The sequence below is a fragment of the Luteitalea pratensis genome, from assembly GCF_001618865.1.
GTDB lineage: Bacteria > Acidobacteriota > Vicinamibacteria > Vicinamibacterales > Vicinamibacteraceae > Luteitalea > Luteitalea pratensis.
In genome coordinates this window covers 1,754,866-1,769,869 of the sequence record NZ_CP015136.1, presented here as the reverse complement: position 1 = coordinate 1,769,869, position 15,004 = coordinate 1,754,866, and the positions used below count along the sequence as shown (strand labels likewise).

Below are 15,004 nucleotides of genomic sequence, written 5' to 3'. Positions count from 1 at the left end.
CGACTGGCGACCTGCCAGCCGACCACCGGGCTATCCCGATACGCGGAACCAGCGCCCCGACGGGCTCATCGACCCTTCGTTGCTACCTGTTTGTTCCCCTTTCCTCGGTGTCCTCGCCGGCGCGCGTCGACCCGACGTGTCCACCGTAGCCTTGGCGAAGGTGGAAGGTCGACGCCTACGTGCCTGTAGGCTGCAGCCTGCATGCCGTAGGCCGTAGGCGTTAGGCGTTAGAGGCGTTAGGCGTTCTCATGACGTCGGCGTCGAAAGAGCGGCGTACTCGGCCGCCACCAGCGGCGCGAGCGCCATGCTCTTGTCCGCGTTCGCCCACCATCCCATCAACGTCTCGTAGGCCCGGCGGCTGCCGTTGCGGTCGCCGGCCGCGGCGAGCGCGCGCGCGAGCCCGAGCTGCGCCATCGGCAGGAACGGAGAGAACGGATCGGTGCCGCGATGTTCTACGACCAGCCGGAACATCCGCGCCGCTTCGGTGTGGGCGCCGGCCTGTGCATAGGCCGCGCCCTCCAGGTAGGTTGGCGTGAGCGCGGCGATGAAGCCGAACTGGTACGGTGCCGCAGGTCGCAGCGTGTCGACCGCTTCTGCCGGATGGCTGCGAGCGAGCGCGGTCGCGGCGCGCGCTGCCGGCACGTATGCGACCTGCAGGAACGTGTCCTCGGGACGCACCTTCCGCAGTTGCTCGACGACGGCCGCGGCTTCGTCCGGGGCGCCGGCCAGCGCCAGCGCCAGCGCGGCGCGGAGCGCGGGTTCGGGCGCGGTGGCGGTGCGCGCCACGTCACGCGCCTGTGCCAGCGCACGCGTGCGATCCCCGAGCAGCGCCTCCGTGACCGCGGACCAGGCCAGGTAGCCCGAGGCGATCTGCGGGAATTTCTGCTCCTCGGCCGCAGCCAGCACACGCCCGAACAGGTCGCGCGCCTCGTCGAGGCGGCCGTGGAACGCGGCATCCTGCGCCTGCGCGCCGACGATGTCGAATCCGCGCGGTCGCGACGACGCCCACGCCACCTGCTGCTGCGCGGTCGCCGGATCACCGAGCAGCAACGTCACCTGGTACAGCAGCCGGCGCATCGGCACCGTCTCGAGTTGCTGCGCGATCGCCTGCTCGGCCACAGACCGTGCCTCGGCAAAGCGTCCCTGTCCTCGGCGCGCGTGCGCGAGGTTGGAGAGCGGGAAGGCATGCGCCGGGTTCCGCCGGCGTGCCTCCTCGGCCTGCACCGCCGCGGCCTGGAAGTCACCGAGCCGGTTCAGAAGCACCGCCAGCGCATTCGGCGCACGGTAGTCGCGCGGATACGTGCGACTCCACACCTCCAGCACCTCGCGGGTCTTCAGCTGATCGCCCGTGACACGGTCGTGGTACTGGTAGGCGATGAAGAGGCGCTCGCGTTCGCTGACGCGGGCCGCCTTCTCGTACGCCAGCCGCGCGTACTGCTCGCTGCGCCCCGTCTCGCCGAGGCCACCGTATGCGGTCGACAGCGTCGTGTACGCGAGCGCGAACCCCGGATCCGCGGCGATGGCCTTCTCGAGCCAACGGATGCCGTCCATCTCGCGCCCCGCGGCCCGCTGCGCCGCGGCTTCCGTGTAGGCCTTGAGCGCCTCGAGCGACGGCGTCGTGGCATCCTCGATGGGCACGTTGTGCGCCGTCAGGCTGGTCCGCGGCTCGCCGAGCGCCGTGCGCACCGAGGCAGTCAGCGTGCCGAGTAGGCGCAGGACATCTTCCTTGCGCTGGACCTCGGCCTGTTCGCGGGCGATGGTCGTGCCGTTCTCGCAGTCGGTGGCGACCAGGTTGATCACCGTATTCGGTCCGACTGCCGATACACTGCCCTCGAGCATGGCCTGCACGGCGAGTCGCTGGCACAACTGCGCGGCGGCGTCATGGGTGAGCGCCATCTCGTCGGTCCGTCCCATCAACTGCAATCCGGCGCGCATGCGCTCCTCGGACACAATGTCGAGGTACGGCGACTGGCCAAGGTAGACGCCGACGGCCTGCCGCAATGTGCCCTGGAAGTCCGGATCGGCCGTGCCGTTGACGATGTCGCTCAGGAGGACCGTGTTGCGGGCGCGCGCCGGCCCCTTGGGAATCCAACCGGCTGACCACGCCAGCAATCCACCCGCTGCAACGACGGCCAGGGCGCCGGCCACGACAGCGGAATGGCGCCAGCCCCACGTGCCAGGACGCCAGCGCACACCGCTGCCGCGACGTGCGTCGCGCAACGCGTCGAGAAGCTCCTGTGCGGATCCCTGGCGTTGGTGCGGGTCCTTCGCGAGCGCGCGCTCGATCAGCTCGGCGAGCGCCGCGGGAACGCGCCGGTTGACGCGCCTCACCGGCACGGGGGGCGTAGACAGGATGGCCCTGGACAACTCCGCCCCCGTGGCGCCGCTGAATGGTGCTGTGCCGGTCGCCATCTCGTAGAGCAGCACGCCCGTCGCAAATACATCGCTCACCGCGACCGGCGGATGCCCTGCCACCTGTTCCGGCGAGAGGTACGGATCGGCCTCCGTCGGCGCCGAAAACGGGGCCGCTGTTTCGATGTCGACCGCGGTCGTCGCGAAGGCTCCCAGATCCGGTGCCGCGGCATTGGGATCGGCCACGGCCGTCCCGAGCCCGAGGACCTTCACGTGCCCGTCGGCGGTGACCCGGATGTGCGACGGCCGCAGCTGTCCATGCACCAGGCCACGCCGGTGGACGGCGCATAACGCCCCGGTGAGCTGGATGGCCAACTCCAGGACGCGATCGGGCGCCAGGGCGCCGCGCGCCAGCAACTGGTCGAGGCGCTCGCCCGACAGCAGCTCGCGCACAACGTACGGTTGTCCGTCGTCCTCTCCCCAGTTGTGCACCGCGCAGATGTGGGGATGCGTGACGAGCGAGGCGACGTGGGCCTGTCGCCGGAAGCGGTCGATCGCTTCCTGCGTCGTGTTCGGGCCGCGACGCAGCACCTGGATCGCCACGGTCCGCTGGAGCCGGGCGTCACGGGCACGCCAGGTCTCGACCGGCCCGTCCTGGCCGATGAGCTCGAGCAACTGGTAGTGCGCGATCGAAGCAGGCGTGTTCACGCGCGATGACTCTGGGGTGCAGGCTCAGCGGGTTTCAGGGAGAGGTGGCTCCCTGTGCGAGCCGATCGTACTCTGCCTGCGCGGCGCGTCGCGGCGGAAAGTCGTTGTCGGCGGCGCGCCACAGCGACAACGCCATTTCGTACGACGTCCGGCTGACCGTCAGGTCGCCCATCGCCGCCCGGACCCGTCCGAGACCGAGCCACGACAGCGGCACCATCGGCGCGTATGGATCGGTGCCCCGGTGATGGATCAGGCGCTCGTATTCGGTCGCGGCGGCGGTCCAATTGCCTTGCTGCCGGTAGGCCTCGGCACGCAGGTAGAGCGGCACCAGAGCCCCGAGGCCACCGATGTCGGTGTCGCGCGCCGCTTCAAGCGCCTGGACGGCCTCTGCCGCCTTGCCGTCGTGCAGCGCCAGGCTCGCACGGGTCACCGGCACGAGGACAGCCCGCACATAGGTGGAATCGGGCGCACGCCGTTCGGCGGACGCGACGATGGCCAATGCCTCCGCCCGCCGCCCCACCAGGCCGAGCGCGGCCGCCACGCGGGAGCGTGCCGCCGCGCCCTCTTCCTTGTTGCCGCCCAGTGCGACCATGCGACGCACGCGCTCGTCGAGATCCGGTCCCGGACGATAGACCGCTTCGAGCCACGCAAGATGCGCGAACTGGCCGGCGGCGTTGCCGGGCAGGCCGCGGGCCTGTGCCATTTCCGCGGCACGGCGATAGAGCGATTCGCCCTCGCGCCAGCGCCCCTCGAACATCGCGATCTGTCCCTGCGCGGCCACGAGATCGAACTCACGCGGCTGGCCACGCCCCCACGTGAGTTGCTGCGCCGCGGCCGAGTCACCAGCCATCACGCTCAACTGGTAGAGGAGACGCCGCGTCGGCACGGTCGCCGCATTTGCTCGCACACCCTGCTGTGCGACACGACGCGCCTCGTCATAGCGCCCCAGTCCCCGGTACGCCACCGCGAGGTTCGAAATCGCGAACGGGTGATCGGGACTGCGGCGCAGTGCTTCCTGTGCGGCAGCGACGCCTTTGTCGTATTGGCCGAGGCGGTTGTAGACGACCGAGAGCGCGTTGGCTGGCACGAACTCGCGCGGGTATGCCGCCTGCCACGCCTGCAGCGTGTCGATCACCTCGGCCTGGTTGCCGGTGACGCGGTCGTGGTACTGGTAGCCGATGAACAGGCGTTCGCGTTCGCTGACGCGATCGCGATGCTCGTACGCCTGGCGTGCATGCTGTTCGCTGCGATCGAGTTCGCCGATGCCGCCGTACACCGTCGACAGCGTCGCATGGGCCTGGGCGAAGTCGGGGTCGAGCTCGATGGCCTGCTTGAAGAAGGCGAGCGACTCGAGTTCGCGGCCACGGCGTCGCTCCTCGAGGCCGAGTGCATAGGCCTTGAACGCCTGCAGCGACGGCGTCGTCGCCTCTGTCACGGGCATGTCGAAGCGCGCGATCGATGGCAGCGACTCGCCGAGCCGCGTCCTCATCTCCGAGGCCATCTTGCCGAGTTCGGCGAGGACGGCTTCGCTGTTGGCCGCTTCCGCCTGCGTGCGGGCGAGCACCTCGCCGGTGTTGCAGTCGGTCGCCGACACGGTGAGCACGTAATTCTTGCCGAACGGGGCGAGCCGGCCGTCGATCATCGCCTTGACCGCGAGCCGCTGGCACGCTTCCCGGACCACCTCGTGGGTGAGTCGCTCGTCGTCCTTGCGCCCCATCAACTTCAGCGTTTCTGCAATACGCGAGTCCTGGACGATGTCGAGGAACGGCGACTGGGCGAGCTGCAGCTTGAGGGCCGTCACCAGCGTGTCGTCGAAGACCGGATTCCCGGTCGCGTTCTCGAAGGCGCCGATGACGATGCTGTCGCGATCGGTGAGCGTCGACGGCCTGCGCGCATACCACGCGTAGGCGAGGCTGCTCACGACCAGGAGCACGGACACCGCCAGGCCGGCGCGGCGCCAGGCTGTCGTCCGGCCGGTCGCCGTCGTTGCCTGCATCAACGGACGCGGCGTGGCACCGCTCGGCGCATCCGCGCGGACGAGGTCGGACATCAGGTCGCTTGCCCGTTGGTATCGCTGCCTGGGGTCGGCGCTGAGCAACTTGACGATGATCGCGTCGAGGGCGCGGGGGACGCCGGCGTTCAGCGCCCGAGGCGGCACGAACACGCCGTGCGTGATCTTGCCCAGAATCTGCGCGATGTCGTCGCCCTCGAACGCACGGCGGCCGGTCGCCATCTCGTACAGGACGCTGCCGAGCGAGAACAGGTCCGTGCGCGCGTCGAGCGCGTCACCGCGCGCCTGCTCCGGCGACATGTAGTAGACCGTACCCATGGCCATGCCGGTCTGTGTCAGGTGCAGGGGGCGCGAGCCTGACCCCGGCGCCGCGGCGGCGCTCCTGGCGCTGGCAATGGGGATGGCACCGGACGCCACCGCGGCAGCCTCGTCGCTCGCCAGGCGCGCCAGGCCGAAGTCCACGACCTTGACGTGATCGCCGTCGGTGACAAACAGGTTGGCCGGCTTGATGTCGCGATGGATGATGCCGCGCCGATGGGCTGCGTCGAGCGCGTCGGCAATCTGGCGCGCGATCGCAATCACCCGTGACGGCGCGATCGGGCCATCCTCGATCAACTCGCGGACGGTCACGCCCTCGAGCCGCTCCATGACGATGAAGGCCTGGCCTTCGTGCTCGCCCAGTTCGTGGATCGTGCAGATGTGCGGGTGCTGCAGGGCCGAGGCAAGACGCGCCTCGCGGCGGAAGCGACTGAGCCACTCCTTCGAGGCCGCGGCCTCGGGGTGCAGGATCTTGATCGCTACCTCGCGCCGCAGCCGGGTGTCTTCCGCGCGATGCACCTCACCCATGCCGCCAACGCCGAGAAGACCGAGCAGGCGATAATGCGAGAGAAAGGCTGCCGCCATCGGGAACGGGCACGCGGTACAGGGTGCCGTGGAAACGGGCCGATTGTAGCAGTGTTTCCGCGGGTGGCAGGCCAACCTGACCCGCCTGCCTGCACGACGGGACTAACTCTGTGTGATGGCGGCCTCGGAGCCGAGTGCGCGGCGCACATGCGCCAGCAGATCGGCCGGCATGAACGGCTTGCGCAGCAGCGGGGTGTCCCCCTCGGCCGCGTGCACATCGTCGGTGTATCCGGACATGTAGGCGACGGGCAGCCCGGGGCGGAGTTGGCCCACCCGCCAAGCCACGGTGAATCCATCGTCGCCGGGCATGACGATATCGGTCAGGAGCAGGTGGAGCGTCCCTGGGTGACTCGAGGCGATGGCCACCGCCTGCTCGCCCCCGGAGGCCCCGAGGACGGCGAACCCGGCCTCGCCAAGGACACGGGCGATGAGCCCCAGGAGTTCGGGTTCGTCCTCGACGACCAGCACGGTCCGGCCTGCCTGCGCCGACGTCTCGTCGCCCGTCGTGCGATCGGTCATCGCGCGCGGTGCAGCCATGGGCAGCCAGAGGGTGAAGGACGCGCCGCGCCCGGGTGCGCTGTCCACCTCGATCCGGCCGCCATGCTGCGTCACGATGCCGTACACCGTGGCCAGGCCAAGGCCGGTCCCCCGGCCAACGCCCTTGGTGGTGAAGAACGGTTCGAAGATGCGGGCGCGCGTCGCATCGTCCATGCCGATGCCCGTGTCGCTGACGACAATCACCGCGTGGGGCCCGGCGCGCAGCCCGCCCGCCCCCGCCGCATCTTCATCGACGATCTGCGCGCGCGCCTGCATCTCGAGCCGGCCACCGTGCAGCATCGCATCGCGGCCGTTGATCACCAGGTTCATCAGGATCTGCTCGAGCTGACCTTCACCGAGTCGCACCTGTCCTGCTGCGCCGTCGAGGTCGAGGACGAGGGTGACGCGGTCGCCGCAGAAGCGCCGCAGCATCGACTCCATACCCCGGATCGCGCCGACCACGTCGACGGTGATCGGCAACGCCACCTGCTTGCGGCTGAACGCGAGAAGATTCTGTGTGAGCGTCGATGCCTGTTCACTGGCCTGCCGAATCTGCTCCACCGCCTCACGATCGGGCGTGCCCCGCGACACACGTTTCAACAGCAGCTCGCAGTAGCCGATGGTGACGGTCAACAGGTTGTTGAAGTCGTGGGCAATGCCACCGGCGAGCCGGCCAACTGCCTCCATCTTCTGCGCGTGTCTCAGGTGCTCCTCGGCCTGCTGACGCACATCCTGCTCACGCAGCAGCGACCGGTTCACCTCCTCGAGTGCACGATTGGCAACGGTCAGCGCACGTGTCTGGTCGCCGAGTCTCTGCTCCGCACGGCGGCGGCGGCGGACGTTCATGACCAGGCCGGCGATGATTGTCGACTGCACGGCGATGAACGCGATGGCGGCCCAGATGACGCCCCGGTTGGCCTGGTAGAAGGACGGCAGGGCGCGATGTTCGACCTGTGCGCCGGGGGGGAGCAGGGCTTCGTCGATGCCCCATCGCGCGAGTTGACGGGCGTCGAAGGCCAGCGGCGAATTGCCGTCGATCTCGAGGGCGACGCTGGCCGGGCTGGCCCCGCCGAGCAGGCGCAGGGCCTGTGCCGCCATCAGCCGCCCATGCGTTATGCCGGTATTGGCCGTCATGGCGAGCAGTCCGCGGTTGAGGTTTGCATAGGCGAGGGCAATCACGGGGGCACTCGAGGCCGTGACGACCTGCGGAATGGCGACGTCCGGCTCCAGTGTCTGACCGGCGATGTCGCGACTGATCGGCGTGACCATCACGAGATCGTCCGCGGTCGTGTCGTTGCGCAGCCGCTGCAGGATCGCCGTGAAGCTCATCGACGCACCTGAGAGCGCCACGAAGGACAGCTGCGGGAACAATCCCTGGACGTCGGCGAACTCGGCGCGGAATGCCGCGCCGTTTCGATCGTTGCCGGTGGTCACGATGATGCGACGGGTCGACGGACGAGCACGCAGCGCCGTTGCGACGACATCGTCGATGCGAAACTGCTCGATGATGCCGGTGAAGCGGTGGCGTGGCGCCAGGGCCGCGAGATGCCGATCCTGCACGCCACCGAAGACCACCGGGATGCCCCTGAACAGGTCCGGGTACCCGAGCAGGAACTCCAGTGCCGCGTCGTCGCAGGTGATCACGATTTGCGGCGGCGTCTCCTCGAACTTCGCAGCCAGGACATCCCTGGCGCGATCCAGGTACGTCCGGCCCGGGTACCGGCGGGCGTCGAGAAACTCCTGCCGCAGGTCGACGTGGGCGCCGCCATCCTGCAAGCCCTGGAACACGCCTTCGCCGACGCGAAGCGCCCATTCCGACGACGTGTCGTACGAGTGCAGCAGCAGGACCTTGACCGGCGTCGACGGGGCCGCTGGCGCTGGCTGCTGGCCAGACGCGTGAATCGTCAACACGCAGAGCGCCGACGCCAGCGCGAGGAAATGACGACCAACGCGTCGTGGCCGGAGTCCTTCGGCGGCGAGTGGCGTCACGAGGGCTGCACCGCGGGCGGCGGCGGCTGGGAGCAATCCGTCATTCGATGGCGGCCTTGACCATGGCGGGCCCCTGTCCTTCGCGCTTGTAGACACGGGCGAGACGCCAGCGCTTGCCGGCCGGCGTGGCGAACGCGGTGTCGACCATCCCGAGCGGGCCGAAGATCCGCGCCTGCATCAACGCCCCGAGCGACTGCCCGGTGGTCTTCTCGAGTCGCGCGTGCGTCCGTCCGAGCCGATCCGCGGCCAGCCGGGCCGCAGCCGCGGGTTCCTGCCGGGAGGGGTGCGACGGCAGGCGCAACCTGTGCGGAGGATGGCGCGACGAGGGTGACCGCTCTGGCGAGGGCGCAGCAGGCGCGCAGCGACGACGTCGGCATGATCCTGGCCATTCTCTACGAAGATCTCGTCCGCGCCGAGGGACGGCGACGCGTGTCACCGTCCGGGCAGTCGCTGCGTGGCAGTCCAATAGCCCTGCCAGGGGTCGGCGCCGAGCCGCGCCAGCCGGCGCGGCACCGTGCGGACCGTGAATCGATCAGGCGGCCGCCGAGCGGACAGTTCGTCCCAGGATAGCGGCGTGGAGACCGGGGCCCCGGCCCGCGCACGCGGCGAGTACGCGGCGACGACCGTGCTCGCGCGATTGTTCCGCATGACGTCCACGAGGATGAGTGCGTCACGGCCGGCCTTCGAAAACGCTGTCGTGTAGCGCGCCGGTGACTCCTGTACCAGCGACTCGGCAATGCCCTGCGTGAACGCCAGGCCTTCCCGCCACGAGGCGCCCGGGGCGAGCGGCGCGACGACGTGCAGCCCGCGCCCTCCGGTCGTCTTGGGCCACGACTCGAGCCCTGCGTCGGCGAGCACGGTTCGCGTTTCACGGGCCGCCGCGACGACGTCCTTCCAGGGCACGTCGGGCCCGGGATCGAGATCGATGACGACGCGGTCCGGGTACTCCACATGCCCGATCGTCGAGTTCCAGGTGTGCACCTCGAGCCAATTCATCTGCATGATCGACACGAGTCCCTCGATGGTATCGGCGACCATGTACTCGCCGACCTTGGTCTTCTCCCGGAGCTTCACGCGCCGCAGGGTCTTCGGGCCCCAAGACTTGCCGTGTTTCAGGTACGCGCACTCGCCGCCGATGCCGTCGGGACAGAAGACCAGCGTGAGCGGCCGGCCCGCGACGTGGGGCAGCATCCAGTCGCCGATCGCGGCGACGTAGCGCACCAGATCCAGCTTGGTGATGCCCTCGCCGGGATACATCTCGCGTTGTGGATTCGAGATCGAGATACCGCGGATGACGGTCGGGGCCGCTGCCGCGGCGCGCCGATCGGCACGCCCAGATACCGGCCGCGCGCGGAGAGCGGGCCCTGCCGTCGAACGGGCCGGCGCGGCAGCACGGATTGACGTGGCGCGGGCGGTCGATGCTGGTAGTGCCGCACGCTCGCGCACGACACTCTTCGCCGGCTTGTCCTCACGAAGTCCCTGGAATGACGGGTGGCGGATCTTGCCGCCCTCGGTCCACTCGGTGAAGGCGACCTCCGCGACCAGTTCGGGACGCACCCAGTGCGCGCCAGCGGCACCGCGAGGCGGCGGGGTGAATGGCGAGGTTTCCTGCACCAGCTGATCGAGTCGCGTCCGCAGCTCGCGAGCGGATCGCGTGGTGAAGCCCGTGCCCACCTTGCCAGCCCAGACGAGGCGGCCGTCCTCATGATGGCCGATGAGCAATGCGCCAAGCCCCTCCCGCGCGCCCTGTGGATCAGTGAAGCCGCCGATGACGAACTCCTGGCGACCCACGCACTTGACCTTGACCCACGCGCGCGAGCGGCCCGGTGTCACCGGGGCGTCCCGGCGTTTGGAGATGATGCCTTCCATCCGCGCGCGACACGCCTCGGCGTGCACGCGTGTGCCATCGCCGATCACGTGCGTCGAGTACCTGAACGGCGACTTCCTTCGCCGGGCGAGCAGCGGTTCGAGGCGTGCCTTGCGCTCCTCGAGGGGGAGCGACGTCAGGTCCTCTCCGTCGAGCCAGTGAATATCGAAGAGGAAGCAGGTCAGGGCTCCCTTGCGACGCCCCGTGTTCTGCAGACCCTGGAAACTCGTCCTGCCGTCGGGCAGTTCGAGCGCCACCTCGCCGTCGAGCAAGGCGGATGAAACCGGTAGCCGAAGCGCTGCGTCCACGAGATCAGGGAATCGCGCCGACCAGTCGAGGCCGTTGCGCGTGAGCAGTCGCGCGCGGCCGCGGTCGATGATCAACCCCGTGCGGAACCCGTCGTACTTCGTCTCGTGCAGCCATTCGTCCGAGTCGGGCGCCGCCGCAACCAGCGTCGCAAGTTGCGGCGCGTAGTCGGGCATGGTCGTCGCCGCGCCGCGTGGGCGGTGGGTGCCGGGGGCACGACCTGTCGTCTTGTCGCGGGCCATGGCGTGCATGGTTGCAGGAATCGTTCCGTCAGTCCGGCCGCGAGCGCTTAGGCGGGTGGTCAGCGCGCGACTCGCCAGGGCAATCAAGGCGACGGCGAAGCCCGTCCTGGTTCCTGAGCTCCTGAGCTCCTGAGCTCCTGTGATCCTGTGTGAGATCGCCGCGGTCACGGACGGGGCGTGAGCGCTCCGTCCCACCAGCGCGAGAGGTTGCCCTCGGCCGACCGCTGGTGGTGGGCGTAGTGCGACGTGTCGTTGAACAGCATCAGGCGGGCACGCACCGCATCGCGAAAGTCGAGCACGTTCAGGCACGCGGGCGCCTGATCGAGGCGGTCGCGATAGCCACGCGCGTCGAAACCGAGCAGGCTGCTGAGCAGGATGCGGATCGTTGCCTTGTGCGAGACCACCAGCACGCACTCGCCCTGGTGGTGGGTGACGATCTCGCGGATCACCGGCAGCGCCCGCGCGAGCACGGCGACACCCGATTCGCCGCCCGCCGGTGCGAAGGTGAACGGATCCTCCTCCCACGCGGCGTACTCGTCGCCGAATTGCTGCTCGACCTCGGCGCGCGTGAGCCCTTCCCATCGGCCATGGCTGATCTCGGCTAGGCCATCACGCGTGACCGGCGCGAGGCCGAATGTCTTGCCGATGATCTGTGCCGTCTCGATCGTCCTCGACAGCGGGCTGCTGTAAATGGCCGACACGGGGTCGTGGCGAAGCCGCTCGCCGAGCTTGGCGGCCTGCCAACGCCCCTCCTCGGACAGATCCACGCCGACCGCACCGGAGAAGCGGTTCTCCGCCGTCAGTTGCGTCGCGCCGTGGCGCACCAGGAAGAGCCGGGTCGTGGGCACGCGCTGGATCTTAACGCCTAACGCTTAACGACTAACGCCTACGGCCTGCCGCATACAGGTACCGGGTACCGGGTACCGGGTACCGGGCACCGGGGGGCGTAGCCGTCGACCTTCCACCTTCGCCCAGGCTACGGTGGACAAGTCAGGTCGACCGTCGGCAGTGCGGGCGGTCGCAGGTCTCAGGTCTCAGGTCCGGGCGGCCGTTGCAGGCTGCACGCTGTAGGCCGCAGGCTGGGGTGCCGTCAGGCTGTAGGCTGTGTCGGTGCAACTCGACCCGTCGTACGACATTCAGATCCGGCAGGTGGCGGGCGCCGATGCAGTCGCGCTGGTGACCGATGGTGTCCGCGTACTCGACGTGCGCACGCCGCAGGAATTCAGCGACCTCGGACATATCCCGGGTGCCATGCTGCTGCCGGTGCAGATCATCGCCAGCGCGCCGGCGATCCTCGGCGACCCGGACACGCCCGTGCTCGTGACGTGCGAGCACGCGGTGCGGAGCAAGGTCGCGACGCGGCTGCTCGCGCAAGCCGGCTTCACGCAGGTGTACGAACTGGCGCACGGGATGGCGCTGTGGGATGGTCCGCGTGCCCACGAGCCGCAGCCCATGGCCGGGCCGTCGCCATGGCTGTTCGAATGCGGCGACCTGATTGCGCGCACGGGCCGCGCGCTCGACGTGGCGTGCGGACGTGGTCGGCACGCGCTGCTGATCGCCTCGACTGGTCTGGCGGTGACCGCGATCGACCGCGACGCGGCGGCACTCGCACGGCTGCAGACCCACGCCGATCGGCTCGGCCTTCCGATACAGACCAGGGTGACGGACCTCGAGGCCGGCGACGTCGACCTCGGCGAGCCGGGCTACGCGCTCGTCCTCGTCACGCGCTACCTGCACCGCCCGCTGCTGCCGCACCTGCTGCTGTCGCTCGCGCCGGGTGGCGTGCTGATCTACGAGACGTTTCTCGACAAGCAGGCCGAGAAAGGTCATCCGAAGAACCCGGACTTCCTGCTGAAGCCGGGAGAGTTGCTGGAACTCGTGAAACCGCTCGAGGTGCTGCGCCAGTTCGAGGGAGAACTCGACGGCAACTGGATCAGCGCCGTCGCCGCGCGGCGCTGATGCAGCACCTGTAGGCGCCGACCTTCAGGTCGGCGCGGGACCGCAAGCGCGTCCCCACAGGGAGTTCCATGCCCGTCGACCTGAAGGTCGACGGCTACGTGAGAAACGCTGAACATCAAGACGAAGGCCCAAGGCCGAATGCCGATGGCCGGCTTTGTAGGCGTCGAGCTTGCTCGACGCTCCCGCAGTTACCGCTGCCGCAGCGTCTTCACGCGCCCGCGGCCGAGTGCCGTGGTGAGCACGTCGTGCTTCGGGAACGCGTGCCCGAGATACGGCACGAACCCTTCGGCATGCGTGACCGATCGCTTGCCGAAATCCTTCGCACGCTCGACGCCCACCCGACGCATCCAGTGCAGGTACTCGTCCTCGCCGTGCTGCTCGTGCAGCCACGCGCGCTGCGAGGCGTGCGCCGCGAGCATCGCGGCCTTCTGCTCGAGCACCGGGGAGATGTCCACGACGTAGTGGGCCCTGGCGCGACCCCCATCCGGCGTGGCGAGGTCGATCGGGTCGGCAAACAGCAACGCGGGCAGCGCCTCGCACGGCGGCAGGGCCTTCCGGCTGCGCACACCGATCGGCGGCAGCGCCTTCCAGTTGGGGATGGTCGAGCCGAACGCGGCGTCGCGCGCCAGGTACGACGTCTGCTCGTGGTCCGCCATGTAGTCGACGGGCGGATGCGTGATCAGGATGTCAGGACGCACGGCGCGGAGCAGGCCGGTGACGATCCGCTTGTGACGCTCGGTGTGCGCGATGGTGAGATCGGCAATGCCGAGGCAGGTGTAGCCGGCGCCGAGCAGCGCCGCCGAGGCCGCTGCCTCCTTGCGGCGAACGCGCGAAATTGCCGCTGCCGGCAACGTCGAGGATCCGAGATCACCGGCCGTCATGGTGGCCAGGTGGACGTCCCAACCGGCCGCCTTCAGCAGGATCAGCGTGCCGGCACAGGTGATCTCGATGTCATCGGGATGCGCCATGAGCGCGAGCACGCGAGGCATGGGCGTTATGCGAGTTCCGACAGCTGCACGGTGGTGCCACGCTGCACCGAGAGATCGGCGGCGTACGCGACGCGGTGGCTCTCGAGCGCCGTCTCGAAGTCGGTCAGCGGCATCGTCGTGCCGGCCAGGGTGGCGTCGACAAACGCCTGGAACTGTGGCTGGTACGGGTGATCGCTGACGTCACCGGAGTCGATCGGGTGCGTCGCCAGCTCGCTCCATTTCGTCTTGATCATCCCGGGCAGCTTCGTCGTGTGCAGCTTCGTGTCCAGCAACGTCCCGTGGCTGCCGATGATGTGCGAGTGGAAGTAGTAGGGCTGCAGGCAGTCGATGCAGGACGTCACCTTGCCGATCTTGCCGTCGGCGAACTTCAGCAGGCTCACCGTGGTGGTCGGGTACTCGTAGGGCGCGAAGTACTCGCTCTTCGATGTCGTGCCGTAGGCGGTCACTTCCTGCACCGGCGACTGCATCAACATCAGCAGGATGTCCATCGCGTGGCAGCCGGCGGTCAGCAGGCTGGACGCGCCCATGTCCTTCTTGATGTTCCACCCGTACTGGCCATACCAGGGGCCGATGCCGTGGTAGTAGTCGACCTCGGCGAAATGCAGCTCGCCGAGCAGTCCCTGTTCGACGACCGAGCGCGTCAGCGTGAACTGGGCGCTGTAGCGCACCTCGAAACACACCATCGCCTTGACGCCGTTGGCGCGGATCGCATCGCGGACCCGTACGGCATCCTCCCAGCTGAGCGCGATCGGCTTCTCGATGATCAGGTGCTTGCCCGCGTTGGCCGCGGCGATGGCCTGCTCGGCATGGAAGGGGTGAGGCGTGCAGATGTCGATGGCGTCGATGGCCGGATCGGCCAGCATCTCGGCGTAGTCGCGGTAGGCCTTCAACGGGAGGCCGTAGGTGGCCTGCAGCGCGCCGACGTCGAGGTCGCGGCGTGAGCAGACCGCGGTGACCGCTGCGCCCTTGACGTGCTTGAACGTCTCGATGTGCGCCCCGGCAACCCACCCGAGACCCACTACCCCGATCTTCAATTCATTCATGTTGCGGAGGCTCCGATGCGACGCAGGCAGCCGTGCCTGCGGAACAAGAGACTACAACACCGAACATGGCAATGCTGGGAATGACGGGAATGCCGGAA

9 protein-coding genes are annotated in these 15,004 nt (G+C 69.0%); 1 reads left to right on the top strand and 8 read right to left on the bottom strand.

Annotated elements, in window-relative coordinates:
* Nucleotides 1-246 precede the first annotated feature (246 nt).
* The 6 genes from LuPra_RS07230 to LuPra_RS07205 all read right to left on the bottom strand — a co-directional run bounded on the left by LuPra_RS07230 (nt 247) and on the right by LuPra_RS07205 (nt 11,763).
* Nucleotides 247-3,060: a protein kinase domain-containing protein gene (locus tag LuPra_RS07230; protein ID WP_110170129.1), complete on the bottom strand. Its 2,814-nt coding sequence runs from the start codon at nt 3,058-3,060 to the stop codon at nt 247-249.
* Nucleotides 3,061-3,094: 34 nt separating this feature from the next.
* Nucleotides 3,095-5,974, bottom strand: coding sequence for a serine/threonine-protein kinase (locus tag LuPra_RS07225; RefSeq protein WP_110170128.1), 2,880 nt, complete (start codon nt 5,972-5,974; stop codon nt 3,095-3,097).
* Between the two features lie 102 nt (nt 5,975-6,076).
* The gene (locus tag LuPra_RS07220; protein WP_162271319.1) at nt 6,077-8,500 is read right to left on the bottom strand and encodes an ATP-binding protein; all 2,424 of its coding nucleotides are present in this window, start codon (nt 8,498-8,500) and stop codon (nt 6,077-6,079) included.
* 40 nt (nt 8,501-8,540) lie between these two features.
* Nucleotides 8,541-8,801: a serine hydrolase gene (locus tag LuPra_RS33065; protein WP_234800772.1), complete on the bottom strand. Its 261-nt coding sequence runs from the start codon at nt 8,799-8,801 to the stop codon at nt 8,541-8,543.
* A gap of 131 nt (nt 8,802-8,932) precedes the next feature.
* On the bottom strand, nt 8,933-10,924 hold the full coding sequence (ligD, locus tag LuPra_RS07210) for a DNA ligase D (RefSeq protein WP_110170125.1): 1,992 nt from the start codon (nt 10,922-10,924) through the stop codon (nt 8,933-8,935).
* A 155-nt stretch (nt 10,925-11,079) separates the two neighbouring features.
* Nucleotides 11,080-11,763: a histidine phosphatase family protein gene (locus LuPra_RS07205; RefSeq protein ID WP_110170124.1), complete on the bottom strand. Its 684-nt coding sequence runs from the start codon at nt 11,761-11,763 to the stop codon at nt 11,080-11,082.
* Between the two features lie 256 nt (nt 11,764-12,019).
* Here LuPra_RS07205 and LuPra_RS07200 point away from each other — a divergent pair, with 256 nt between their 5' ends.
* Nucleotides 12,020-12,874, top strand: a complete 855-nt coding sequence (locus LuPra_RS07200) for a rhodanese-like domain-containing protein (protein ID WP_110170123.1) — start codon at nt 12,020-12,022, stop codon at nt 12,872-12,874.
* Between the two features lie 188 nt (nt 12,875-13,062).
* Here the strand turns inward: LuPra_RS07200 and LuPra_RS07195 are convergent, their stop codons facing one another.
* Together LuPra_RS07195 and LuPra_RS07190 are read right to left on the bottom strand one after the other, a co-directional pair.
* Complete coding sequence (locus LuPra_RS07195; RefSeq protein WP_110170122.1) at nt 13,063-13,863, bottom strand: PIG-L deacetylase family protein; 801 nt, start codon at nt 13,861-13,863, stop codon at nt 13,063-13,065.
* A gap of 5 nt (nt 13,864-13,868) precedes the next feature.
* Nucleotides 13,869-14,906, bottom strand: a complete 1,038-nt coding sequence (locus LuPra_RS07190; RefSeq protein ID WP_110170121.1) for a Gfo/Idh/MocA family protein — start codon at nt 14,904-14,906, stop codon at nt 13,869-13,871.
* Nucleotides 14,907-15,004 lie beyond the last annotated feature (98 nt).